The organism is Sorangium sp. So ce381, assembly GCF_051473845.1.
Lineage (GTDB): Bacteria > Myxococcota_A > Polyangia > Polyangiales > Polyangiaceae > Sorangium > Sorangium atrum.
On record NZ_CP150336.1, the window covers coordinates 10,955,528 to 10,978,534 of the forward strand.

The 23,007-nt window shown below is 68.2% G+C and carries 15 protein-coding genes and 2 pseudogenes; 5 read left to right on the forward strand and 12 right to left on the reverse strand.

Annotated elements, in window-relative coordinates; translation table 11 throughout:
• Positions 1-93 precede the first annotated feature (93 nt).
• The 3 genes from WMF29_RS41105 to WMF29_RS41115 form a co-directional block, all read right to left on the reverse strand.
• Positions 94-780 carry a queuosine precursor transporter gene (locus WMF29_RS41105; protein ID WP_437325534.1) on the reverse strand — a complete coding sequence of 229 codons (687 nt, stop codon included), beginning with the start codon at positions 778-780 and terminating at the stop codon, positions 94-96.
• Positions 781-998: 218 nt separating this feature from the next.
• Complete coding sequence (locus WMF29_RS41110; RefSeq protein ID WP_437325535.1) at positions 999-3,305, reverse strand: helicase-related protein; 2,307 nt, start codon at positions 3,303-3,305, stop codon at positions 999-1,001.
• A 263-nt stretch (positions 3,306-3,568) separates the two neighbouring features.
• On the reverse strand, positions 3,569-4,618 hold the full coding sequence (locus WMF29_RS41115) for a hypothetical protein (RefSeq protein WP_437325536.1): 1,050 nt from the start codon (positions 4,616-4,618) through the stop codon (positions 3,569-3,571).
• 614 nt (positions 4,619-5,232) lie between these two features.
• Here WMF29_RS41115 and WMF29_RS41120 point away from each other — a divergent pair.
• The gene (locus tag WMF29_RS41120; protein WP_437325537.1) at positions 5,233-6,885 is read left to right on the forward strand and encodes a protein kinase domain-containing protein; all 1,653 of its coding nucleotides are present in this window, start codon (positions 5,233-5,235) and stop codon (positions 6,883-6,885) included.
• 24 nt (positions 6,886-6,909) lie between these two features.
• Here the strand turns inward: WMF29_RS41120 and WMF29_RS41125 are convergent, their stop codons facing one another.
• Positions 6,910-7,575, reverse strand: a complete 666-nt coding sequence (locus WMF29_RS41125; protein ID WP_437325538.1) for a nitroreductase family protein — start codon at positions 7,573-7,575, stop codon at positions 6,910-6,912.
• A gap of 823 nt (positions 7,576-8,398) precedes the next feature.
• Here WMF29_RS41125 and WMF29_RS41130 point away from each other — a divergent pair.
• Together WMF29_RS41130 and WMF29_RS41135 are read left to right on the forward strand one after the other, a co-directional pair.
• Complete coding sequence (locus tag WMF29_RS41130) at positions 8,399-8,557, forward strand: hypothetical protein (protein WP_437325539.1); 159 nt, start codon at positions 8,399-8,401, stop codon at positions 8,555-8,557.
• Entirely contained in the window at positions 8,554-9,114 is a 561-nt protein-coding gene (locus tag WMF29_RS41135) for an RNA polymerase sigma factor (protein WP_437325540.1), read from the forward strand. The genes WMF29_RS41130 and WMF29_RS41135 overlap by 4 nt, the downstream gene beginning before the upstream one ends.
• Before the next feature lie 224 nt (positions 9,115-9,338).
• On the opposite strand, the gene WMF29_RS41140 is transcribed toward WMF29_RS41135, so the two are convergent.
• The 5 genes and pseudogenes from WMF29_RS41140 to WMF29_RS41160 form a co-directional block, all read right to left on the reverse strand.
• Positions 9,339-9,956 (reverse strand): hypothetical protein, encoded by a 618-nt coding sequence (locus tag WMF29_RS41140; protein WP_437325541.1) that lies wholly within the window; start codon positions 9,954-9,956, stop codon positions 9,339-9,341.
• An 11-nt stretch (positions 9,957-9,967) separates the two neighbouring features.
• Complete coding sequence (locus WMF29_RS41145) at positions 9,968-10,837, reverse strand: hypothetical protein (protein WP_437325542.1); 870 nt, start codon at positions 10,835-10,837, stop codon at positions 9,968-9,970.
• Positions 10,834-11,526, reverse strand: coding sequence for a hypothetical protein (locus WMF29_RS41150; RefSeq protein WP_437325543.1), 693 nt, complete (start codon positions 11,524-11,526; stop codon positions 10,834-10,836). The genes WMF29_RS41145 and WMF29_RS41150 overlap by 4 nt, the downstream gene beginning before the upstream one ends.
• Positions 11,527-11,968: 442 nt before the next feature.
• A pseudogene (locus WMF29_RS41155) lies at positions 11,969-12,220 on the reverse strand (IS1 family transposase); the annotation flags it as partial.
• A 95-nt stretch (positions 12,221-12,315) separates the two neighbouring features.
• Positions 12,316-12,537, reverse strand: a complete 222-nt coding sequence (locus WMF29_RS41160; protein ID WP_437325544.1) for a hypothetical protein — start codon at positions 12,535-12,537, stop codon at positions 12,316-12,318.
• A 957-nt stretch (positions 12,538-13,494) separates the two neighbouring features.
• Between WMF29_RS41160 and WMF29_RS41165 the strand changes: the two are divergent.
• A pseudogene (locus WMF29_RS41165) lies at positions 13,495-14,579 on the forward strand (transposase).
• Positions 14,580-14,689: 110 nt separating this feature from the next.
• On the opposite strand, the gene WMF29_RS41170 reads toward WMF29_RS41165, so the two are convergent.
• The 3 genes from WMF29_RS41170 to WMF29_RS41180 form a co-directional block, all read right to left on the reverse strand.
• The gene (locus tag WMF29_RS41170; RefSeq protein ID WP_437325545.1) at positions 14,690-15,790 is read right to left on the reverse strand and encodes an aldo/keto reductase; all 1,101 of its coding nucleotides are present in this window, start codon (positions 15,788-15,790) and stop codon (positions 14,690-14,692) included.
• Between the two features lie 117 nt (positions 15,791-15,907).
• The gene (locus WMF29_RS41175) at positions 15,908-18,205 is read right to left on the reverse strand and encodes a multiheme c-type cytochrome (RefSeq protein ID WP_437325546.1); all 2,298 of its coding nucleotides are present in this window, start codon (positions 18,203-18,205) and stop codon (positions 15,908-15,910) included.
• A gap of 80 nt (positions 18,206-18,285) precedes the next feature.
• The gene (locus tag WMF29_RS41180) at positions 18,286-20,349 is read right to left on the reverse strand and encodes an arylsulfatase (protein WP_437325547.1); all 2,064 of its coding nucleotides are present in this window, start codon (positions 20,347-20,349) and stop codon (positions 18,286-18,288) included.
• 996 nt (positions 20,350-21,345) lie between these two features.
• On the opposite strand from WMF29_RS41180, the gene WMF29_RS41185 reads away from it, so the two are divergent.
• Positions 21,346-22,689: a patatin-like phospholipase family protein gene (locus WMF29_RS41185; protein ID WP_437325548.1), complete on the forward strand. Its 1,344-nt coding sequence runs from the start codon at positions 21,346-21,348 to the stop codon at positions 22,687-22,689.
• The last annotated feature ends 318 nt before the right edge of the window (positions 22,690-23,007 follow it).

Genomic DNA, 23,007 nt, shown 5'->3' on the forward strand with positions numbered 1-23,007 from the left:
CTCCGCGGTCAAGGTGATTCGATCCGCCGCTCCTGAGGAGCTGGGACACAAGCGCCGCTTGTGTCCCTTCTGGTTTGAGCGCCGGAGGCGGAACTATGCCTGCAGCCCCGGCTCCTCCTTGCCTTTCTTGTCGGGCACGAGATAGATGCCAGGCAGGCTTATCAGGGTCATCGCGAATTTGGTCGCCAGATTGATGGCGAAGATCTGCCGGATCACGTCGAACGGCAGTACAAAGGCGAAGGCACCGAAGCAAAACAGCAGGTTATCGATCGGGACGCTGACCGCGTTGCTCGCGAGGACCGCGAGCCACTGGCGCCTGGGGCCCGATTTTTTCAGATAGGCCTCGCGAACCCGATGAAAAATCTCGGTATCCAGCAGCTCGCTCACGACCTCCGCGACGATGCTCGCGAACACGATCCGCCACACCGGGCTCAGGATCGCCGAAAACTGCTCGCCGAGCCCCCAGGACGGGTCGGACGGCACCTGTGCGGCCCAGAGGAGATAGAGGGCCATCAGGAGATTGACCCCGCCGGCGCACAGGATCAGCGTCTGGGCGCCGCGCTTGCCGATGGTCTTGTGGACCATGTCCCGCAAGGTGAAGGTAAGGGGATAGATGAAGGTCCCCATATCCACGGCCAACGAGAAGACGACGCCGATCTTGAGGCTTGCGATCTGGCTGATGAGCTGCGCAGCGATGTAGAGCGAGATGACGATGATGGCCGCCGGCCTGACGGCGTTCGTCAGATCTTGGCTCGCGCTCCTGGACGACACTTCGGACATGAGAATCGCCTCGTTTTTTAAGGCGGGCGTGGGGACCGCCGCAGTTGTGAGCCGGGTGCCCAGGGCAGCGAGACATCCTGGTCAACAAACAAGACAAAAGTCGGCTGAATCTAGATAATAAGCTTGAATCTTCGCACAGCATCAAGCCGAATCTAGAATCTAATCTCTCGAATCCGGCTAATTCAAAGCAAAAATCGAGGAATTACCTCGGGCAGCTCCTACCCCAGCAGCGACGCCGCCACCCTCGGCGCCTCCCGCGCGGGGCACCCCATCCAGCCCGAGAGCCGCTCCGCCGGCTCGCCGCTCGCGAGCGCCCGGAGCACCCGCTCCGCCACGTCCGCGCGGAGCGCCCGCGTCCCGAACACCGGGTAGCCGATCGCCGCGTATGCCCTCGGATCCACGCCCCTCGCGACCGCCATCGACACCGCGCCGGGCGCCGGGCACGCGGGCACCCGGCCGCGGTCGAACCAGGCGGCGCACAGCGCGAGGCGGCGCTCCAGCGCGCCGCGCCGGAGCAGCGGCTGCACGTAGAGCACGCGCTCGCCCACCTCAATGCCGTGCGCCGCGAGCAGCGCCCGGCCCTCCGGCGCGAGCTCCGCGACCTGCTCCTCCGCGTCGCGCGCCGCCGCCGTCCCGAGCCCCTGCTCCAGCTGGTAGACGATCCCGCGCGCCGCGGCCGGGAGCGCGCGCACCTCGGGCGAGCGCAGCGGCGCGAGCAGCGCCTCGACGAGATCGCGCGCGAACGCCACGAGCCGCCGGAGCACGCGCGAGCGCGCCCCTGCGCCGAGGTCCTCGAGCGCGGCGAGCCGCACGTCGGGCAGGAGCAGCGTCGGGCCGCGCGCGAGCTGCCCGAGCAGCCGCTCGCCGTCGAAGATCCGCCCGCCCACGTCGACCGAGAACCGCTCGTGCGGCGCCCCTACCAGCGCCTCGACCCAGCGCGCCCGGTCGTCCTCGGGCGCCGGCGCCGCAGGCCCCGGCGCGAGCCGGGCCCGGAGCGCGGCGATCCGCGCGAAGGGATGCCCCTCCGGCACCGCCGGCGGCTCGGCCTCTTCCCGGCGCGCGCCCGACGACGCCCGCGCGCTCGACGACGACCGTAAGCGGCGCGCCGCCCCGCCGCCCCGCTCGACGAAGCGCTGCACCAGCCGCTCGTGGAGCGCGTCGCTCAGGCGATCCTCGATCGCCCGCGTGCGCTCCTGCCACGCCGCCGCGTCGCGGACCCAGCGCGCGTGGTTCGAGATGTACGTCCACGTCCTGATCGACGCGATCCGCGTGATCAGCGTGTCGATGTCGCCGCCCACCTCGTCGATCTCGGCGACCCGGGCGGCCATCCAGCCGGCGTCGAGCGCCGCGCTCGGGCCCGAGAGCTGCCCGTAGATCTCCGCGAGGAGCGCGACGTGCGACTCGAACAGGAGCTTGCGGAAGTCGGGGATGCGGCAGATCTCCCAGAGGAGCCCCACCGCCTCTTCACCCCGCGCGCGCGCTCGCACCGCCGGGTCCTCGGCGAGCCTCGCCAGCGCGGCCGTGTCCTCCGCGTCGTCGACGAGCCTCAGCGAGCGGGCGCGCGGGCGCGCCCGGAGCGACCCGAGGAGCGCGTCGATCGAGCTCATGTCGAGCTCGCTGCTCCGCCAGAGCAGCCTCCGCACCGGCGGGAACCTGTGCGCCTCGATCGCGGCGGCCACGCCGTCGGGGAGCGACAGCGGCGCGACGGTGCCGAAGGTCCCGTCCGCGAGGTGCCTGCCCGCGCGGCCGGCGATCTGCGCGAGCTCGGCGGGGTCGAGGTCGCGCACGGCGCGCCCGTCGAACTTGCGGAGCGCCGCGAACGCGACGTGGCGCACGTCGAGGTTGAGCCCCATGCCGATCGCGTCGGTGGCGACGAGGTAGTCGACCTCGCCCGACTGGAAGAGGGCGACCTGCGCGTTGCGGGTGCGCGGCGAGAGCGCGCCGAGCACCACGGCGGCGCCGCCCCGCTGCGCGCGCAGCCGCTCGGCGATCTCGTAGACCTGAGGGGTCGAGAACGCGACGACGGCGCTGCGCGGCGGCAGCCGCGAGAGCTTTCCGGCCCCGGCGCTCGCGAGCCGCGAGAGGCGCGGGTGCTGGACGATGCTGGCGGTCGGCACGAGCTCGGCCATGAGCGGCCGCATCGTGTCGGCGCCGAGGAACCAGGTCTCGCGCCGGCCGCGCGAGAGGAGCAGGCGCTCGGTGAACACGTGGCCGCGCTGGTCGTGCGCGGCGAGCTGGATCTCGTCGATGGCCAGGAAGTCGACCTCCAGATCGACCGGCATCGCCTCGACGGTGCACACCCAGTAGTCCGGCCGCCGCGGGACGCGCTTCTCCTCGCCGGTCACGAGCGCGACGCGGGCCTCGCCGACCCGGGTGGTCACGCGGTCGTAGACCTCGCGCGCGAGCAGGCGCAGCGGCAGGCCGATCATGCCCGAGTCGTGCGAGAGCATGCGCTCGATGGCGCGGTGGGTCTTGCCGGTGTTGGTCGGGCCCAGGACGGCGGTGATGGGGGAAGCGTCGACCATGGCGCACGCAGCTTAGTACCGGACGCCGCGGTTACGCCTCCGCGCGAGACGCCGAGGGCGTGCGCCTCGGGTCCTTGCCGCTGGGCGGGCTCGTCCTCGGGCCCGCCGATGGCCCTACGGAGCCCGAGCGGCGGAGCCCGACCCGCGCCGGAGGCCCCGTGGGCCTGTCACCGCTGACGGCACGGCGATCGTCGCTTCGGCGCGCGGCCGCGTCGAGCCCCGCGACGGAAGCGTAGGCACCGTCGGCGACCGACGGATCTGTCTCAGCGTGCCGTCGGGTCCGCGAGCCAGGCGGCGAGCGCCTCGGGCGGGAGTGCCAGCTTTGCATCGTCGAGGCGATCGGCACCCAGGCGCTCGAACCGTTCAGCCAACACGGAGTGCTCCATGTCGGTCATCGGTCGGCCCAGCTTCTTCTCGAACTGCCTCGCCAGCACCCGGAGCTGCCCCTCCTGGAGGCCCTCCTTGCGCCCCTCCTGGAGGCCCTCCCTGCGCGCCTCGTCGCGGAGGGATTGCTTGAGCTGCTCGAACCACTGCTGAACTTCCGTCACGATCTCCTCCTCCTCCGCGTCTTCCGCGGTGCGCGCCGAGGGCTCAGCCGGGACCTCGAAGCGCAATCTTAACAGCCAGGGCAGGGCGATGCCCTTCTCCCAGGCGTCGTCGGGCAGGGCGATGAGCTCACGAATGGCATCCCGGAGCACGGCGCGCGCGCCGAGCAGGCGCAGCAGCAGGGTGTCTCGGGTGCGCGGCAGCTCGGCGATGACGACGAGGTCGATCCGCCATCCCGGCGCGGCCCGGTACAGGCCGGGGCGCCCGGGCACCGGGTCGAAGCCGAACGCGTCGAGCACGGTGGCGGGCCGGCCGCTGCTGAGGACGCATAGCCGCGGGAAGGGCACGGCGCCGCCGGCGCGGCGCTCGAGCTCATGATGCCAGTGGAGCTGCTTGCGGACGCAGCCGCGCAGCTCGGCCGGACCGGGGGTGTCGTGGAAGGGCTCGAACTGACAGGGCTCTGCCGCGAGCTCGCCGAGCAGGCCGAGCTCTGCGCGCAACGCGGCGCGGGCGGGATCGGGCACGTACCAGATGTCCATGGTCTGGGAAGTTGCGATGACCTCGACCTGAGTGTCGGCGCCGCCGACGAGACCGAGGGTCTCGCGCAGGACGTTCTTGCAGAAGGCGTCGAATCTGCTGCGCATCGATGCGGTGACGAAGATGGGATTTATCGGACGCGTCAGCAAGCCAATTGCGCACGAAACGTGCTGTTTTCGCGAAGCGACGTAGAGCGACGTCGCGTATAGGGAGGAGAAGAATCGGGTCATTACATGCGCCGCATCGATGTCGTTCAGAAATCGTGTCTTCAGCGCTGCACCGCCGCGGCGTTGGGGGTGCGAATCGATGGACAGGAGAGTGGTAGTTCGTCGGGCGGATGTTCGGGGTGTGCGTGCGCGTACCGCGGGAGAGCGCGAAGGACGCGGCGGTCGAAGGCGTGGACCTCGACGCTGGGGATCGAGCTCCTGCGCGCGCAGCGCGCTGGCCCGTGTAAAGGACGAGCACGGCAGCTCGCTTTGGCCTGCATCGACGTCGGGGATCGGCGGGCCCCGAACGCCTGAACAGCGCGAAATTTCACTAACATTGTATTCGCAGGAGCGATGCCCTGGGCCACCTGGGCGGGAACGGCTTCTCCCTCTTCAGCGACATCGACCGCTCGCCTCGATGCCGCGGAGCCCCCGGAGGGCCTGGGAGCAGCCTGCCGATGCAGGGAGGAGAAGATGCGACAGCAGCCCGCTTGCGCTCGGCCTTCGTCGCGCCGCCGGGCCCGTGGCATGATGGGGCGAGATGCCGGCCGCTGTAAGACGTGCGACATGGGACCCGGCCTCTGCTAGACCGCGGAGGCCCGAACGGACGGACGCTGGGACGCGGAAGGCTCGATCGCATGCTGTCGCTTGAAGCGGGGAGCGTCGTCGGTGGGAAGTATCGCCTGGAGCGGCCGCTGTCGGGCGGCGCCATGGGCTTCCTCTGGGTAGCCCGGCACCTCCATCTCGACGTCGAGGTCGCGCTCAAGTTCATGATGCCGCAGCACGCCGACTCCCCCGTCGCGCGCGCGCGGTTCGAGCGGGAGGCGAAGGCGTCGGCCCAGCTCCGGACGCCCAACGTGGTCCACGTCTACGACTACGGCCTCGAGGGCGACACGCCTTACCTCGCCATGGAGCTGCTCGAAGGCGAGGACCTGGCGGCGTACCTCGCGCGCCACGGGCGCCTCGAGCCGGAGGAGCTGCTCGGCATCGTGAGCCAGGTGAGCAAGGCGCTGCGCCGCGCGCACGAGGTGGGGCTCATTCACCGCGACCTCAAGCCGGCGAACATCTTCCTCGCGCGGCAGGGCGAGGAGATCGTCAAGATCCTCGATTTCGGGGTCGCCAAGGCGACCGGCACCGGACTGGCCGCCGACGCGACGAAGACCGGTACGCTCATCGGCTCGCCGCACTACATGAGCCCGGAGCAGGTGCGCCGGAGCAAAACGATCGACTTCCGCAGCGATCTCTGGTCGCTCGGCGTGATCATCTTCCAGTGCCTCACGGGCCAGCTGCCCTTCCCCGGCGAAGAGCTCGGCGACGTGCTCGTGGAGATCTGCACGGGCGACATTCCGGTCGCCTCGCAGCTCGCGCCGAACCTCTGGCCCGAGCTGGATCGTTTCCTGGAGCGCGCGCTCAAGCGCGAGCCCGCGGAGCGGTTCCAGAGCGCGAGCGAGCTCGCCCGCGCGTTCGCCGCGGCGGTGCAGCGCAGCGGGGTGGTGCCGGACTCGCGCGACTCGCTGGACTCGACCGAGGCGCTGGCTCAGGGCGTCGCGCCGGTTCACGGCGGCGCGCCGGTTCACGGCGGCGCGCAGGCTCACGGCGGCGCGTCAGCTCACGGCAGCGCGCCAGCTCACGGCATCGCGCAGGCTCTCGGCATCGCGCCGGCTCACGGCGTCGCGCCTGCCATCGGGGGTGGCACCGTGGCCCTCGACGAGGCGGTGACCGCCGGCGGCACGCTGGCGGCGGGCGGGACGGTCGTGGCGGACCGCGCGCAGGTCCCAGGAGGCATGGGGGGCCCGGGCGACACGCTGGCCGCGGGCGGGACGCTGACCGCCAGCGGCACGCTGGAGGCCGTGGGAGGCGCGCTGTCCCCGCCCGTGGATCGTCGCGCCCCGTCGCGAGCGGCGCTCGCAGTGGCTGCCAGCGTGCTCGTGGTCGGCCTGGGGATCGCCGCCGTCGTCCTGCTTCGCTCGCCCGCTCCCGAGGTCGCGGCTGCCCCTGCGGCGACGTCTCCGCCCCGCGCTCCGGGATCCGCCGCAGCGCCGGCGCGGGTGGAGGAGGTGCCTTCCCCGCCTCCCCCGGACGCGAGCGCCGTCCCCGCCACGTCGGCTTCGTCGGCCCCGGCGGGCGCAGACGCCGCGTCGGCAGCTCCCTCACCCGCTCCCCCCTCCGGCTCGGCGAGGGCCACGCTCAGATCGACACGTCCGTCGGCGCCTCCGCCGGCGAGGCGGCCTTCCCAGGCTGCGCCCTCCAACAGGGGCACTTCCGAGAAGGATCCGACCTTCGGCTTCTAGTGTCCGGTCCCTGAAGAGCGCGAACTAACGGTCGACGAACTTGATTGTCTCGTCGAGCGGCGCCCGGCCCGTACGGGTGTAACCGACCGTGGGGTCCTCGTAGCCGATCGACATGCCGCAGAAGAGGATGAGCCCGTCCGGGGGTGACAGGACCTGCGCGACGGTCTCGCGAACCTGCGACCATGCCATCTGCGGGCAACTGTGCAGCGCTTCGGCGCGCAGCAGCAGCATGACGGTCTGCAGATACATCCCCGTGTCGGCCCATTGGGCCGGGCCCACGTCACGGTCGATGTAGCAGAACAGGGCGGCGGGCGCGCCGAAACAGTCCCAGTTCGCGATCGCGGCCCTCTGCCGCGCCTCCCAGTCCTCGCGAGCAATGCCGAGCGAGGCGTAGCGCTCCCTGCCGAAGGCGGACCGGCGCTCTCTGTACGGGGACTTCAGTCCCGGCGGGTACATTTCGTACTCCCGCTCGTCCCAGGGGTCGCCTGCAGCCACGCGCTCAACGGCGAGCTTCTTGAGCTCAGCCAGCGGCGCGCCGGTCACCACGTAGATGTTCCACGGCTGGAGGTTCGATCCGGATGGCGACCAAGCCGCCGCGGATAGCACGCGCTCCAGCACCTCCCCCGAGACGGGCCGGTCGGTGAATCCGCGCACCGCCCGTCGGCTCCTGACTGCCTCATAGACGTCCATGACCGCCTGCCTCTCCAGATCTTCTCATTGACATCACAAACCTATTCGACGACTTGACCAGGATCGAATCGCCGCGTGGCGGAGCGAGACCGACTCGGGCGGATAGTGCAAGCAAACGGGCTCCGGAAGTCAAGGGGCGTCTTATCCCACGTCGCAGTGGGCAGAACATGCCATCCACCATCCTGGTCAAGTCGTCGAACAGGTTCGTGATTCATGACATGGCGCACCACCGGACATCGACATGCAGGAGCCCTAACGCCCGGACGACATGGCCGGCGCGTGCTCGACCAGGCACCCCGGCATGTCGGACATGGGCCGGCGCGTGCTCGACCAGGCATCCCGGCATATCGGACAGGGGCCGGCGCGTGCTCGACCAGGCATCCCGGCATATCGGACAGGGGCCCGCGCGTGCTCGACCAGGCATCCCGGCATATCGGACATGGGCCCGCGCGTGCTCGACCAGGCATCCCGGCATATCGGACATGGGCCGGCGCGTGCTCGACCAGGTAGTGCGGTCTTTTGAGATCCGGTGCGGTCATTTGACCCCGGACCTTCGATGAGCCGCTAAGTTCGGCCGGAAGTAGTGCAGCCCGCGACGGCGCCAACCGTCCGGGCTGCGTGGCCGAACCCCGAACCACGAGGTCCGACAGTGCAACTGTACCTGATCCCTCCCGACGGAGGGCAAGGCGAAGGTGCGCGCGCGCGCCGCCGCTTCGCCCCTTGCGTCTCCCTGACCCCCACGCAGCGCAAGCGCCTCAGAGCAGCTTTGCGCAGCCTTCGATCGGCGTACGGCTCATGGGCCTGCCTGGCCGAGGTGATGGGCATGTCCGTCATCGCGGTCGAGAGCATCGCGAACGGGCGGGCCAACGGCTCGCCCGCGACCGCGCTCCGCGCTGCGAAGGCAGCGGGCGTCACCGTCGAGCAACTGCTCGGTGGCCTCGCACCGGTCCATCGCTGCCCGACGTGCGGGAGGTCCGGGTGACGAAGCCGCGGAAGGGGGCGAAGAGCCCGCCTGCCGCGCGACATCCCCGGAAGAAGCCGAGCATCGAGGCGATCATGGCCGAGCGCGACATCGTGCGCGCCACGGTCGCAGGCATCCCCGCGCGCGACCGCGCCGACGTCGAGCAAGAGATCCTCCTCGGCGCGTGGCGGTCCGTGAAGCGCGGCATGTACAGACCCGACCCGCGGGACAAGCCGCGCGACGCGCTCCGCAAGTTCTTGCGCGGAGTCGCGTGGCGTACGGCCGCGCGTCACATCAACAGCGCGTGGACGCGCCGCGCCGTCCTGACCGAGCAGCCCCTTGGTCTGCTCCGCGATCTCGTCGGGCCCGATCTGGAGGCACAGGTCGCCGCGCGCGAAGTGCTCGACGCCGTGGCCAGCCTGCCGGACTGGCAACGCGAGGCGCTGCTCATCGTCGATGCGCCCGAGGCGCTCACCGAGTGGGCAAGGGCCCGCCGCATGAACCCGAGCACCGCGGCGTCCAGGCTCCGCATCGCTCGCGAAACGCTGGCGCTGCGACTCAAGAGGTGGCGGCGGTAGGCGACCGCGAAGCGGCCCAGCGGGCTCTCGGTGCCATCCGGACGCTCGACGCCATCGACCAGTTCTTCGTCCGGCACGACAGTCAGGCGCACGCCCGGCGCAGCACCTGCGTGAGAAGTCGTACTTACACAGACAATGTGCGACGAGTATCAGTCCCATGTCCGCGCGATGGGTACGCTATCGATGGTCCAATGCGGGCCTATCTACACATGTGATAACGCGCCTTATTGGCTACCATCGCCCGAGAGCAGCGAGAATACCGGCGTATGCGGTGGAGGCGTTGGCATTTGAACATCTCGATGAATCTCGAACACGCGCGCATATTGCATCCGCTCGCGCTGCGCTTTCTCAGTGTCTCGCGGTCGCTTTCTGTTAGGTGCGAATACCCTGCCATGCCAGAGCTTTATCGCCATCTTAAGATCTTGGACCGACTTTCCTACTGGAACCAGATTGAAATGACATGGATTCTGAGTTCCATCAGGGTCCGGATCGTAAACCGCCTTAATCTGGATGCCGATCTCATCAACGAGGGCAGCCAGATCGATCACAACCGCATGCCTAAACTGCTCTGATTTGGGATGCAGAAGCACGGCGCAGCGCAGTGTATTTACGCACGATTCAAGATTCACCGAGAGGCCGTCGTCCAGTTCCACGGCCTCCCATCTCCACTCGTGCGGCTTTACGCGGTATCCGAACTCCGGCGGTTCATCATCCATCTCGAAGCGCTTTGGCGCCTCATCATTCTTCAGAATTCTGACAAACTTTCCACCATCGAGCTGCGCACCTCGATTGAGTTCGGGCTTATTCGCACGATCGATGCACTCTTGTCGATCTGCGCTCACTGGCCAGTCCTTCAGATAAGGAATGAACGCGCATGCTCCACCACGCGATGCGCAAGAGAGAACGATCGAGTTTGAATAGCAGGTCGGTCCTCGTCTGCGCGCGCGTAAGCTCGCACGCTAACACCCGGCCACGGCAATCGTGGCCGATTCACAATCCATGTAAGCTGCCTAGGCGTGTCCCACGTAACCTCGATTGCGCCATCGTCGGACGGCTCGAAATTGGCCTCAATATCAGCACCAACGTCAGCGATCACTGCGCAGATGAGATTTCGCGCCGAAGCTAGTACGCGACTGTCTACCGTGGCAATCGCGTTGAGTTCATTGAGCCACTCAGGAGCGCTCGTGCCCAAAGGCAGGGAGGGCAATTGCTTAACGATGACACGCAGATGCGATTCTGCAGCGACGCAAACATCCTCGGCACGCTCACGGATGGCGTCGAGATGTACCGCATCATTTATGGTGCCAGAGGCACCAAGAGCAGCTATCGTTTCGTCTAATAGACGAAGCGCTTCACTTCCAAATTTAGATTGCGCATCTACACTTGACAGTGTTCTCCAATGAAGAACATCGCCATCAGTGAGGGTGATTGGTTCGTACTTGTATATGCAGTGAGATACGATCTCTGGCTGCGCACGTGGCCATAGCTTCTGAGAAAGTGGTGGAAGCAAGTGGCGTGACGTGTAAACGATGGCGTTGGTGGATTGCTGAAATTTGTCCCGCGCAATAGCAAGTCCACTTGTGCTCCAAGAGGCGCCGCTTACCACTTCTTTCTCATGTTCACCTGCGAGACGGCCCCACCTGGACGACGTGTACGCCTTTTTAGCATGCCCTGGCGGCGAGCGGAGTAACCGTTCCGAACCAGATCCTTTTGAGTGGCTCATGTGCTTGGCGTGTCCGACAGGGTCATTATAGATTCTGGCAGTTCGATGCCGTTTTGCGCGCTCACAAGTTTCTTCAGCGCGGCCAGTTTTCTTTTTGCTCGCGCTGCCTGAACGCACAGGTCATCGAGTTCCTCCTCGGTAATCCGTACCTCAACAACGGTCGGACTTAATGCCCCGGACTGATGAACAACGAGCTTCAGAGTGGTCAGTGGAACAAGCCCCTCAACCCGCTCTCCGTCTTCATCGAACACTGGGCGCAGGTCGGAAATCATCGCCAATTCATCGAGATGAGATCCGGTCTTTCGAACAACCCGATCTACCTTAGCCTGGAGTTCCACTCCGAGCACCGGCGCCAGCGTTTGTGGCAGCCTATCAACGATGCTGCGTCGTTCAGCATCTGATAATGAGTCGGGCAGCTCCTCAGCGATGGAATCCACAAGCGCACTAGTACGAATACCAGTGTCTCGCCCCAATTCAGCGAAGTTGATGACAAAGTGCGCAAAGCTGGCGGCTTGTTTACTATCAGCGATCGCGGCACGCGCTACGGCATGCAGTCGTCGTGGTCCGAGAAACCCAGGCGCCGAATGAACGGCTTTCAGAGCAGCCTCGAACGCATCATCCGGTATGGCCGCGAAGCGCCTAGCATCGTTGAGAAATGCATCGCTCTGCAAGAGTTGCTCTAGCGACATAGAAACCCATCGTTCTGCCCTAGACGCCACGATTCGCTTTGCTCCGCGCTGAGAGTTTCCAGAGACAATAGTCAACCCGCATACCAACAGCAAGAGGCGAACAATGTAGGCACATGTGTTACAGAGTAGCCAAGACTCTCAAGTGTTACATTTCTTACAATTTTTGGAAGCTAGTCTGACTTCTTCGCTTTCGTAACCGTTTAACTTACCGACTTGTTCCAGATGGTGCCAACTAACCGGCCGGGCAAGCCGACCGTTTGTGCTCCGATGGAGATGCCTTGGGCTCCGCTTGGGCACCTCTCGCTGCGGATCGTAGCCGCATCCGGATGGCCGTGGACGCACTCGGCAACACGCCTCCCGTCGAGCAGAACCCGCTGACATTCTGTCAAGACAGAATGTCCATGCGTGCGTACCGGGCTGTGGGAGGCGCAGGTTTCTCGCTTCAGGTGGGATCGTCGCCGAACAACGAGAGCTGAACCATCGTGCGCGGCTCGGGAGAGGTCGGCTCTCGCCTCGGCGCCACGGGCGGCGGCTGCGAAGCAGCAGGCGCCGCCGGCGCGTTCCCGACGAGTCGCCGGAACCCGCGCCCGTTCGGCAGAGCTCGCGCGGGCGCCGTAGGTGTCCCCGGGTTTGGCGTCCGGAGCTTGAGCGGCTGCGGGGTCGGCGGCTCGGTCTTGGGCTCCGCCAGGGCCGAGGACGTTTCCCTGCTGCGCGCCTACCCAGGCGGTAACGCCGGACACGCTGAACGAACCCCGTCTTGCACTCAGCACTTCGACACCTCGCTGCTGCTCAAAAGTCCCACCAGTTGTTTGTGATGGTGAGAGGCCCTGAGTAGGCGCGACCTCCAACGTCAGCAGGCTTGAACTCGACGGAGTAGTACCTCGGGAAACCAATCCCGCGCGCGTAGTCCGTGAACCGTATCGCGCCTTGCCCCTCATGAACAGGTTCGCTGGCTTCGTGGTACGGTGCGTCCTCTAGCATCTCATCAATCGTTCTGTACCTGATGGTCATGGTACCTGGATGTATAAACCGTCCTCCAGGCCCACCCGTCGCAGCGTCAATCTTTGTGACGACAAAAACCATCCGCTCACCTATGAACTCGACACACAGCTTCAGAATAGAACCCCAATTTCCACCCCCATCAGCCTGAATGGTGCATTGGCCCAACGGCGCCTTAAGCCCAGCCTCAGCCGTACTCTGTCCGCCAAAAGTCACGAGGCTCGCAGCTCCAACCATAAGAGCGGTCGAGCTCAACCACAATAACCTCATTACACACCTCCGTTCTGCACCGGTGTACCTAAGGCACCCCACCCGGCACGCAATCCTGTTGTTCGAGATTGCGTTGATGTGATGGTTTTTCTTTCAGGACGGCCCCGAACCCGCACCCGTTCCCAGCGCGCCGCCGCCTCCACGGGCGCCGAGCTCGCCGCGGGGTCGTCGGGGGGCTGGCGAGCCCGTCGAGCCGCCGCCGCGCACCGCGAGCGCGACGACGAGGCGCACCTGGTCGAGGCAGAGCACGCCAGGCCCGCCACGCGCCCGCGGGCGCGCGCAGCTGGGCTCTTCCGCTCGCGGTTCGGCCGAGCGTCGCGAGCGTGCTCCTCGCGTCCGCCGCGCCATCAAGAGCCCGCACGCCACCCCGCACCCCTCCGGGAGCGGATGTTTCCGAGGTTCCAGCAGGTGCGTCTCGAGCGCCGCGCACGCCTCGTCGTTGATCTCGACGCCCTCCAGCGCGCACCCCCGCAACGTGCCAGTGCGGCTATGACACCTGCTGTCCTAGCGCCCCCCTCTTCTGCGTCCTTGCCAGCGGTTTTACTCGGCAAAATCGCTATAATCAGAGGACCTTAGACGAAAACGCCCCGCCTCCGGCTGGAACCCGAAGGCAGGGCGGCAGAAGCCGAGCGGTGCGACCCGTCCGACGTCCTGGCAGACCGGATCGTGGGCCCTCCGCTGGGGAAAGGCAAGGGTCCCGTGGCGAACGTGCTCCCGGCCGAGAAGCGCCTGCGTGTGCTCGCGGCGCTCGTAGACGGCAACAGCGTGCGCGCGACCGAGCGCATGACCGGCGTCCAGCAGAAGACCATCCGGCGCTTCGCGCTGGCCCTGGGGCAGGGTGCGGAGCGGCTCCACAACCGACTGGTGCGGGACCTTCGCTGCGTCCTGGTCCAGGTCGACGAGATCTGGGGCTACGTCCAGAAGAAGCAGTCCCGCGTGACCGAGGCCGACCCGCCCGGCGTGGGCGAGGCGTACACCTTCGTTGCGATGGACACGCTGTCCAGGCTCGTGATCGCCTACCGCGTCGGCCAGCGCGACCAGGCGACGACGGACGCCTTCATCGAGGACCTACGGGCTCGCATGCTGGTCATGCCCCAGCTGACGTCGGACGGCTTCGCGCCGTACATCCCTGCCGTTGGCGCCTCGTTCGGCACGTCGATTGACTACATGCAGACGGTGAAGAACTACCGCTCTGGCAGCCGTGGACGCCGAGACGACCACCGGTACGAGCCGCCTCGGGACCCCTTCATCACGAAGAGCACCGTCTACGGCGCGCCCGACCCGGCCAAGGCGTCCACGTCCTACGTGGAGCGGCTGAACGGCACCACGCGACACCAGAACGGGCGCATGCGGCGCTTGTGCTTGGCCTTCTCCAAGCGCATCGAGCACCACCGCGCGTCGGTCGCGCTGGTGTACGCCTACTACAACCTCTGTCACGTCGTGAAGACGCTTCGCGTCACTCCGGCAGCATCACCGACCACGTGTGGAGCCTGGACGAGCTCCTGGAGACGCTCCTGACCGAGGGAGAGACGGACGCGCCCGAGGCGCAGCCGCTCGCTCATCGCGAGCCCTCCGCACCGGCGAGGCCGCTCCCCGGCGGTCGCGGGTTCCTGCGCCTCGTGACCGAGCCGACGCCCGCGCTGAAGCGTTCGCCGCGTCATCCAGAGCCCCCGCCGTCGGCGCCTCCGGTCCAGGCCGCGCCGCCTCCGCCGCCTGACCCACCGCGACGTCCGGTTCAGCTCGACCTGTTCGATCTCGGCGAGCCGCCCACCACCGAGGACTGAGCGCGTGATCGGGTGCGGTCTTTTGCTCGCCGGCCGCGGTCATTTGGGCAAATGACCGCACTACCCTCGACCAGGCATCCCGGCATATCGGACATGGGCCCGCGCCCCGCTCAGAGGTTCGCGGTCGTCAGCCAGTGGGGGTTCCTCGTCGTGCCGTCGAAGCGCTCCGTGGTCTTGAACTTCTCGTGTTCCCCTCTGGCGCCGAGCTCGGCGGTGCGCGCGAGGATCGCCGAGACGCGCTCGCTGCCGAGCGGCTGGAACGTGTAAGCCGCCTTGAGCGCCTGCTTGAGGACACCCAGGCTGTCACAGCCGGTGATGACCACCGACGTCGGCAAGCTCATGGGATAATGCAGGCAGGTGATCGGCGAGACCACGCCCGTCTTCGCGATCTCCCCGCCGGCGAACGGCTTCATTCCCAGCACCCCGATGCCCTGCTGCGTCAGCACCGGGAGCACCGCCTTTTCGAAGCTCCGGTAATGGGGATCGAGGACGTTGAGAGGCATCTGCACGGTGTCGAGCGGGACGCCCTGCCGCTCGGCCATCTTCAGCATGGCGAGGTGGATGTCCGGGTCCTTGTGCCCCGTGAAGCCGATGAACCGGATCTTGCCGGCCTTCTTCGCGGCCACGAGCGCCTCCATCGCGCCGCCGGGCCCGAAGATCTGCTCGGGATCGCCCATCCGGATGATCTCGTGCATCTGCACGAGATCGATGACGTCGGTGCGCAGCCGCCGGAGCGACTGCTCGAGCTGCGCCTCGGCGGTCGCCCGGGTGCGGCCGTCGAGCTTGGTCATCAGGAAGACCTTGCTGCGATATCCGTCCTGAAGCGCCTTGCCCATGCGCTCCTCGCTCTTGCCGTCGTGGTAATCCCAGCAGTTGTCGAGGAAGGTGACCCCATGATCGATCGCGAAGCGAACGAGCCGGACGCTCTCCTGCTCGTCGCTGGGGACCGCGATGTGGTAGCCGCCGAGGCCGAGGAGGCTGACCTTGACGCCGGTCCGCCCCAGAATCCTCGTCGGCATCACGCCGCCCGCCGGCAGCGCGACGTCCTCTTCCTCCGGCGCCCCGGAAGAAGGCCCCTCGGGAGGCTCCGGAGCGCCCGCGCCCAGGGATGTAGCGTTTTGCCGCAGCTGCGCGCTCCGCGCACACGCGCCGAGCGCGAGGCTGGCACCGGCGGCGTGGAGAAAGGTCCGCCGAGAAGGTCGCTTCGTCATGACAGGCAACGCTCCTTTTCAGGGCGAAGCCCGACTGCAGGGGACATGCCATGCGAACGCAGGGACGAGCCCGCGTTCACGACCGAAGTGGTGACCCCCTTGGGGTGGAGGAGCTCCTCATGGCCGTCCGAGACGAGGCTGGCCGTGAGCAGCCTGGAGGGATGACCGCAAGGCGGTCAGCGCGGCCTGGTAGACGGTCTGGAAGCGAGCCTGCTCGGGCGCGAGCTCGGCGGCACGTTTCAGCGGCTCGAGCGCTTGATCCTGGTGGCCTTGCCGGACCAGGGCGAGGCCCAGCGAGTGGAGCAGCTCGGCCTCCTCGGGAAGGCGGGTGATTCCGCGCCGGAGCAGCGCGACGCCGTCCGCGTCGCGGCCGAGCTCGCGATAGAGGTCGGCGAGGTTCACGTAGGTGGGGACGTAGCCGGGCTCGATGCGAAGCGCAGCGAGGTAGGCGTGCTCGGCGTCGCGCGGCTTGCCCGTGCGGGTGAAGACGAGGCCCAGGTTGTTCTGGGCCTCGGCCCGATCGGCGTGGAGGGTCTGCGTGGCGATGTACTCGCGCAACGCTCCGTCCAGCTCCTGCGCGGCGCGCTCGGGCAAGGCGCGAAGGTCGACGCCCGCGAGCACGCGCGCGGCTTCGACGCGCACACCGCGGACGGGATCGGCGAGGAGCGGCGCGGCGACGGCCGCGGCGCGACGAGGGTCGTAGCCCTCCAGCGCGCCGAGCGCAGCGCGCCGTAGCAATGGCTCGGGATCGGCGAGCGCCGCGCGGAGGACAGCGAGCGACGCGGCCGTCGGGGCGGCGCGCAGCGAGGCGAGCGCGGTGGCGCGCGCGATGGCGGGGATGGCGCGGTCGGTCGCGAGCCGCTGGAGCTCAACGGCAACGGCCGGGTCACCGGGCGCGGTGCGCGCGAGAGCGAAGACCTCGGCGTACGTCTGGTAGCCCTGCGCCGGGCGGCCGAGCCAGGCTCGCACGGCGTCGGCGGCCCAGCTCGCCTGCTTTTGCGCATGGCAGTCGGCGCAGGTGTTCGGGATCCCGAGGCGGACCGAGAGATCCGGCCGAGGCACCCGGAAGCCGTGATCGTGACGGACGTCGACGCCCATGTACGTGCGCGCCGGCATGTGGCAGTCGACGCAGCGCGGAGCGGCGAGCGCGCCGGACGGGGCGCCGGCGGCGTTCGCGGCGTGGTGGTGATGCTCGGGGACATCGAAGCGCGCCGGCTCGTGGCAGGACGCGCACACGCCGTTGCCCTCGGCGCGCAGGCGGCCGGAGTGCGGATCGTGGCAGTCGCTGCACGTCACGCCGACATGCGCCATCTTGCTCTGCTGGAACGAGCCGTAGGTGAAGACCTCGTCGCTCATCACGCCGTCGGGCGTGTAGAAGGGCGCGGTCAGCAGCTCGAGCGCCACGCTGTCGAGCAGCGGGGCGCCGTGCCGGAACGGCTGCGAGAGGGTCTCGCGGCGGCTGTGGCAGAACGCGCACGTGGCGCTCTCGGTGCCGCTCGAGGCGCGCTTGCCACGCTGCGCGGTGCCGCTGGGCAGCCGCGTCCACGTGGCGTCCTTGCGCTCGTCGAAGCGCACGTCGAGGCCCTTCGAGGGGTCCGGCATCCTCGCCTTGGTCCAGTCGAGGTGGCGCGCGCCGCCGCCGTGGCAGCCTTCGCACCCGACGCTGATCTCGGACCAGGTGGTGGTGAACCGATCCGCGGCGGCGTCGTACCCTTTCGTGACGTGCGTAGAGTGGCACTCGGCGCACATGTGGTTCCAGTTCTGGCTGGCGGCGGTCCAGTGCAGCACGTCGCCGGCGCGCACGTCGTCGCGCTCGTGCAGGTGGTACCAGCGCTGCCCACCGCGTGTCTGGGGGCGCGCGTCCCACGCAAACGGCAGCGCCTGCAAGCGTCCGCCCGGGCCGGCAACGAGGTACTGCTGGAGCGGCTCGACGCCGAAGGTGTACAGCACCTCGTAGCGGTGCAGGTGGCCATCGGGGCCGTCCGTGGTGACCCAGTATTTTCCGTCCTGGCGATCGAAGCGGTGGACCTGCCCGGCGTAACGCAGGCGCGCGCCCTCGAAGTTCCCGAGCACGGTGGCGGCGCTCGCGTGCTGCATGGCCCGCGCGTGCTGCGAGCCCTGCCATGCGGCGTGCTCCTCGGCGTGGCACGGGGCGCAGCGGTCGCTGCCGACGAAGCCGGAGGCCGCACGCTCCGGCGAGCGCTCCGCCGGGCTGACCCGCGTTGCGGCAGCCGACGAGGCCTCCGCGTCGCCGCCGCGCGCCGCCCCGGGTTTCGCCCCCGAAGCGCTCGCCGTGATGGCGTCGGCTGGCGTGAGGGAGGACGCGCTCGTTGGCGCGCGCCAGACCACGAGCCCGGCGAGCGCCAGGATCACGACAGCGATGGGCCACGAGCGAACGAGTCGGGAATCGGCCATGTGCGGGGCGGAGGCGAGCGCCGCCGCGAGACGCGGATCGTGCAGAGACGCCCGGGTCTCGCGCGCGGCAGGGTGCGCGTTTACTCGGTGAGGATGACTCCGCGGGCGGCGGCGTACTGCTCCCACGCGGCGGCGAGCTCGGCCGCCACCTCCGGATGAGCCGCGGAAACGTCGTTGATCTCGCCGCGGTCGGTGGCCAGATCAAACAAGCTCCAGGCGCGCGGCGTCGGGCCATAGGGCGCGCTGAGCCACAGCAGCTTCCAGTTGTCGCGGATCACGTAGCGGTGGTTGCCGTGCTCCCAGATCAACGTCTCACCGGGCGCGCGCAGCCCCGTGGCCCGGTCTTCGAGCACCGGCAGGATCGAGCGCCCGCTGATCGGCTCGACGTCCCTGCCCTTGTAGGTGCTCCCCGGATTGGGCACACCGGCCAGCTCGAGCACGGTCGGCAGGAAATCGATCACGTGCGTGGTTCCGTCGAACTGCGGCCTGGCCTGGTGCTGTCCCGGCAGCCGTGCGATGGCCGGAACGGCGATGCCGCCTTCGGTCGTGTAGCTCTTCCACAGCCGGAACGGCGTGGCGCTCACCTCGGCCCAGCGGGGTCCGACGCCGATGTACGAGCCCGGTCGGCCCAGGTTCTCGAGCGTGTTCACCACCGGTCCGGAGCGGCTCGGGTCGGTGGCGGCGAAGCCCTCGCGCGTGCCGCCTTCCGCGCCGTTGTCGGACTGGAAGAAGATGAAGGTGTTCTCGTACTCGCCGACCCGCTTGAGGTACTGGATCAACCTGCCGATGTTGGCGTCGAGGTTCTCGACCATGGCGGCGTAGATCTCCATGCGCCGCGCTTCGTAGATCCTCTCCTCCGGCGTCAGCTCTTCCCAGGTCTTCGGGTTGCTGCCGCCGCTCGGCAAGCGAGGATTCGGCGTGAACGATTGCGGGATGACGCCGCGGCTCTTGAGCCGCTCGAGGCGCCGCTCGCGGATGGCGTCGTAGCCCGCGTCGTAGCGGCCGCGGTACCTGTCGATGTACTCTGGCGGAGCCTGGAGCGGCCAGTGCGGCGTTGTGTACGTCGCGAACGCGAAGAACGGCTTGCCGTCGGCGCGGTTGCTCTCGATGTACTGGATGAGCTTGTCCGTGTAGAACTCGGGCGCATAGAAGTCGCGCGGCGGCTGCGTGTACACGCCGTCCTCGCGATAGAGCTGAGCCTGCGCGGTCGTGGGCGGGTCGGCGAACTCGTTGAAGAACGTCGCCACGCCGGGGAGCAGGACGTACGATTTCTCGAAGCCGCGCGCCGGAGGGCTCTGCTCCTCCGTGTCGCCGAGGTGCCACTTGCCGGCGATGTACGTGTGGTAGCCGGCGTCCCTCAGGATCTCGGCGACGGACAGCGCATTGTCGGTCAGGTAGCCCTCATAGCCGGGCTGCCCTGCTTGCGGTCCGGTGCCACCGCCCATGCGGCCCAGCCCGACAGCGTGGCTGTCGGTGCCCGAGACGAGCATCGCCCGGGTCGGCGCGCACAGCGATCCGGAGCGGTGCCCGGTGAGGATGCGGCCTTCGGCGGCGAGTGTATCGAGGTTCGGTGTGCTGATCTCGCCGCCGAACGCGCCGAGGTCCGAGAAGCCCAGATCGTCGGCCACGATCGTGACGATGTTGGGCAACTCGACGATCGTATTGCCGCCGCCCGTGCCGCCGTCGCCGCCACCTCCGCCGCCGCCGCCCGTGCCGCCTCCGGCACCGCCGCCGCCCGTGCCGCCGCCGGCACCACCGCCGCCGGCACCGCCGCCGCCCGTGCCGTCACCGGCACCGCCACCTCCACCGCCCGTGCCGCCACCGGCACCGCCATCTCCGCCGCCCGTACCGCCGCCGCCCGCTGCACCGCCGGCCCCGGCAGCGCCGCCCGAGCCCGCTGCACCGCCGCCGCCTTCGCCCGTCGCGCCGGCTTCACCCGAGTTGCCACCGCCGCCGGCTCCGCTCGTGGCGTTGCCGGTGCCGCCCGAGGAACCGCTCGAGCTGCTGGTCTGAGCAGCGCTGCCACCGCTGCCCGAGTCGTCGTCGCTCCCGCAGCCGATCGGGCCGAGCAGCGTGGCGAACAACCAGGGCCCGGTCGCGAGCGCCGAACCAATCCATCGGTGACGTTCGAAGAACCGCTTCATACCTGTCTCCTTGGGAGTGCTGGAAGCGCCGCATGCCGGAGTCGAACGTCGTCGAAAGCGATGTTCCGCCGTCCTCCCGAAGGGACGCCTCGGCTCGCGCGGTGGCCAAAGGCCAGCCGGGCGCGCCACGTGAAGGGCGGACTCTGACGGCGATGAGCCGCGTGGCTCGGCCGTCACGACGAACAGCAGCGCGACGCATCGGCGTGGACGCGGGCGCGCTGCCTCGCTGTTCTCCTCGCCGCAGCTCACGCCGCGGCTCATGCGGCTAACTACAGCAAGAGCGACGAGCGCTCGCTCGACAGCACGCCCGCGAGTGAGCGCCGAACGTCTGCGTGGCCACGAGGAGAGGAGACATGCGTCCGTTATAACGGATAGCGTGGCGTTATACAAGACAATTTTCGCGGTCGGCGGATCGTTCTGGACAGCGGCGGTCCGAAGCCCTGCCAGGAAAGCCGATCGATAACGAGCCTGGATCAGGGCGACGCTCGCGACGGTCGAGGTCCTGCCGCGCAGCCGCCGGATCGCATCACCCCCCCGCTCGCGAGCGCGGGGTCGTCCAGGCGGTCCCGTGAAGGCGATTTTCAAGGCTCCTGCCTTACCGAGAGGCATCGATGTCACCGGTGTCCTGTCAAAACGTGCCGCGCCGGGCGACCAGCGAACGTCTATCTCAGCAGGATCGGAGTCCGGCACCGGCCGAGACGCTCTCCGTACGCACAGCGCAGATCCTGCGGAGCAGCGAGAATCCGGCGTGAAGGAGAAAGGCACGATCGACGGATTGACCTCCTTCAGGCACGCCCACGCGCGTGCCTCTCGTCGAGGCGATCTGCCGGGCACGGACGAGAGCGCAGGCATCGAGGAATCATGGCCTCGCTACCACAGCCACCCTCACCGTGGTAGCCCTCGACAATGGGGCTCACGCCGCCTTCGCGGCGTGGGCCCTGGCTTTCGTTCCGTGTGGAGCGTTCGCGCGCGCTGTCAGGAAGGAGATAGAACATCATGTCAGAGCAGGACAATCCGGCTGCATATTCGTTAAAGAGCAGAAATGCGCCTGAGCCTCCGGTCGCCATCGTATTGACCGGCGCGGGGGCTCGCGGCGCATACGAGGCCGGCTTCGTTTCCAGGCTGCTGCCCGAGCTCGGGAAGACCCGACCGACGATCCTGATCGGCACCAGCGCTGGCGCCATCAACGCCGCCCTGCTCGCGTCGGTGGCCGCCAAGACCCAGGAGGAGGCCAGTAGCGAGCTCGTCGAGCGCTGGCAACGCATCCACAAAGAGATGGTCCTCGGCCCTGTCTTCCGCTCCTTGGTTCGCGCCGGCGCAGAGTACGCCGCCGGCTTGCTGCTCGGCACGAACGGCCCCACGAGCTTGCTCGACACGAGACCGCTGCGGAGCAGCCTCGCGAACCGGAGCCTGATCGACTGGGATGTCATCAACGACAACCTGCAATTCAACCCCAAGGACTGCGGGAGCGACGGGAGGGTGGACGGCAACAAGCCTAGGATCGATGTACTCGCGGTTGCCACGACCGAGTCCGGGTCGGGACGAACCAAAATATTCTACCAGATGGGCACCAACAGCCGTGCGAACACACCACGGAACGACGACGATCGGGCCATCGACTACGTCCCCACCCAGCTGTCCTCAGACCACGTGCTGGCGTCGGCCGCGATCCCGGTCCTGTTCCCTCCGGCCCGGATCGGCTCGCCGGCTCGCGGCCACTTCTACGTCGACGGTGGCGTGCGCCTCAACGCACCGCTGCAGCCCGCGATCGATTTCGGCGCCAAGGGCATCATCGTCGTCTCGACGGACTCCCGGCGATATGGCGCCTCCGCAGCGGTGAACATCCACGAGTGGCCAACGCTGCAGGATCACGCATTGCAGATGATGCGCGTGATCACCTCCGATCGCATGATCGAGGAGGTCCGCAAGCAGCTGGAAGCGAACATGCAAGCGGAAGCAAACGAAACAGCCGGGGCGCCCCCCATCCCGATCATCTTCGGCGGCCCATCAGGGCAAGACGATGTCGGCTCGGTGGCGGCGAGAGCCCTGGAGGACATCCTCCGTGGCACGCGCAAGCTACAGCATCGCGACCTCGCCCTGCTTTACTGGCTCACCTCCGTGAGCCCGCACAGCCGTCCCGATGTGCTCAGCTATGTGCTGTTCAACGAGAAGTTCATCAGCGACGCGTTGCGGGCGGGCATTCAAGACGCCGATGAGCTCATCGAGGACGCCTACACGTTCAGCGCCAGCCAAGGCACTTCGAACGAGGCAAAGCTCTGGAATGCGCTGCAGATAAAGCACAACGAGAAGAAGCTGAGCCGTCCGCTGTCATGCCCGTGAGCGTTCGCCGCCTGCGCGCCATCGTGCACGACCCCGCCGGGGCCGACGTCGATGTCGCTCCCGCACCCCGACCCCGGCAGCGCGCGGGAGGACCAGGTCCGGCGAAATTCGCCAGCCATGGTGCCGGCGCGCGAGGCGATCGCAGGCGCCCGAAGCGACGGCTCGGTCACAGCGAGCTCCCCGGGCCCGGGGCTTGACGGTTGGGCCCGGGCCGGGTCCATGCCTCCCGAGCGGGCGCGATCCGTCGTCACGCTCTCCCCAGATCCCGGCAGATTCGACGGATCGCGACGGTTCGCCTTCGCGGAACAGTCCTGCCAG